Below are 2,441 nucleotides of genomic sequence, written 5' to 3' on the forward strand. Positions count from 1 at the left end.
AACCGCGACCGCCCCGCCAGCGACAGCCCGACGTCCACGGGCGAGCCGACCGAGCCGTCGAGGTCGGCCAGCCGCTCCACCTGCGCGTCCAGCGCGGCCTCCGACTTGGCGGACAGCACCCACGGCACCACACCGGGCGCCATGGCGGGCTCGGCGAGCGGGTCCGCACCGTCCTCCACCGCCTCCTCGACGATCACGTGCGCGTTCGTGCCGCTGATCCCGAAGGCGGACACGCCCGCGCGGTGCGGCCGGTCCACCTCCGGCCAGGCCCGGGCCTCGGCGAGCAGCTCGACCGCCCCCGCCGACCAGTCCACCTCGGTGGACGGGGCGTCGAGATGCAGCGTCTTCGGCAGCACGCCGTGCCGCAGCGCCATCACCGTCTTGATCACGCCGGCTGCGCCGGCTGCGGCCTGGGTATGGCCGATGTTGGACTTCAACGAGCCGAGCAGGAGCGGCCGTTCGCGGTCTTGCCCGTAGGTGGCGAGGAGGGCCTGGGCCTCGATCGGGTCGCCGAGCGGCGTCCCCGTCCCGTGGCCCTCGACGGCGTCGACCTCAGCGGCCGACAGTCCGGCGGCGGCCAGGGCCTGACGGATGACGCGCTGCTGGGACGGGCCGTTGGGCGCCGTCAGCCCGTTCGAGGCACCGTCCTGGTTGACGGCCGAGCCGCGCAGGACCGCCAGGACCGGGTGCCCGTTGCGGCGGGCGTCCGAGAGACGCTCCAGCACCAGGACGCCCGCACCCTCGGCCCAGCCCGTCCCGTCCGCCGCGTCGGCGAACGCCTTGCAGCGCCCGTCCGGGGCGAGCCCGCCCTGCCGGGAGAACCCGGAGAAGCTCATCGGCGTCGACAGCACGGTGACGCCGCCCGCGAGGGCGAGCGTGCACTCACCGGCCCGCAGCGCCTGCGACGCCAGGTGCATCGCCACCAGCGAGGAGGAGCAGGCCGTGTCGACGGTGACCGCCGGGCCCTCCAGACCGAACGTGTACGACACGCGGCCGGACAGCACGCTCGCCGTCAGACCGGTGGTCGCGTGGCCCTCCATGTCCTCGTCCGAGTTCACTACCACGCCGACGTAGTCGACGCCGGCCGTGCCGACGAAGACGCCGGTGCGGGTGCCTCGCAGTCCCACCGGGTCGATGCCCGCCCGCTCGAACGCCTCCCACGACGTCTCCAGCAGGAGCCGCTGCTGCGGGTCCATCGCGAGGGCCTCGCGCGGCGAGATCCCGAAGAAGCCCGCGTCGAACTCACCGGCCGCGACGAACCCGCCCTCGATCGAGGCGCTGCTGCCGCTGCCCTCGCCGAGCAGCGCGGCCATGTCCCACCCGCGGTCGGCAGGGAACGCGGAGACGCCGTCCCGTCCGTCCGCGACCAGCTCCCAGAGCTCCTCGGGGGTGGTCACCCCACCCGGCAGGCGGCACGCCATGCCGACGATCGCGATCGGCTCGTGCCGTCCGGACTCGGCCTCCAGCAGTCGTTGGCGTGTCTGGTGCAGGTCGGCCGTGACCCACTTGAGGTAGTCAACGAGCTTGCTGTCGTTCGACATGGGGGGTGGTGCCTTCCTGTGTTGAGGCGGGTCTCTCAGCGGTTCTCAGCGGTCGCTCAGACGGCCGAGCTCGTTGTCGATGAAGGCGAGGACCTCGTCCGCGCTCGCCGCTTCGAGCCGCTCCGCGATGACGTCCTCGGCATTCTGCGCGTCCTGGTTTCGCAATTTCTCCAGCATTCGGCGCAGCCGGAGCGAGACCGCGTTGCGGGTCGCCTCGTCGGTGTCGGTGTCCGCCAGGGCCGCGTCCAGGCGGTCGAGTTGACCGAGCAGCGCGGTGCCGTCCGCGGCGTCCTGTTCGTCCAGGAGCACGCCGAGCAGGTGGGTGCCGAGCACGGCGGACGTCGGGTGGTCGAAGACCAGCGTCGCCGGGAGGCGCAGGCCGGTGACGGCGGTGAGGCGGTTGCGCAGTTCGAGTGCGGTGAGGGAGTCCACGCCGAGGTCGTGGAAGTCGCGGTCGGCGGCGACGGCCTGCGGCGAGGCGTGGCCGAGGACGGCCGCGGCCTCGGTGCGGACGAGGTCGACGACGTGGCGCAGCCGGTCGGTCTCGCGCAGCTCGGTGAGGCGGGCGGCGAGCGCGGCCACCGCGCCACTGCGGGCGCCGGTGGACTCGGCCACGCGGCGGGCGCCGCGGACGAGGCCGCGCAGCAGCGCGGGTACGGTGCCGGGCATCCGGGCCGGGCCGGAGGCGCGGCCGATGGGGACGAGGTAGGGCTCGTCGACGGCCATGGCAGCGTCCAGCAGGGCGAGACCGTCTTCCTCGGTGAGGGGCGGGACTCCGGTGGCGCGGATGCGGTGCAGGTCGGCCTCGGAGAGAGTCCCGGTCATGCCGGCGGTGGGCACCCAGGCTCCCCAGCCCAGGGACTGCGCGGGCAGGCCCTGCCGGCGGCGCCAGTGCGCCAG

The 2,441-nt window shown here is 74.2% G+C and carries 2 protein-coding genes; both read right to left on the reverse strand.

Features of this window, described 5'->3' with window-relative positions; genetic code table 11:
• Positions 1-1,541 (reverse strand): beta-ketoacyl synthase N-terminal-like domain-containing protein (locus AB0D10_RS46175; RefSeq protein WP_360269074.1); only part of this gene is annotated, 1,541 nt, incomplete at its 3' end.
• Positions 1,542-1,586: 45 nt separating this feature from the next.
• Positions 1,587-2,441, reverse strand: an 855-nt coding sequence (locus AB0D10_RS46180; RefSeq protein WP_360269076.1) for a phosphopantetheine-binding protein, incomplete at its 5' end; no start/stop codon positions are given.

The organism is Kitasatospora sp. NPDC048545 (assembly GCF_040651155.1).
GTDB lineage: Bacteria > Actinomycetota > Actinomycetes > Streptomycetales > Streptomycetaceae > Kitasatospora.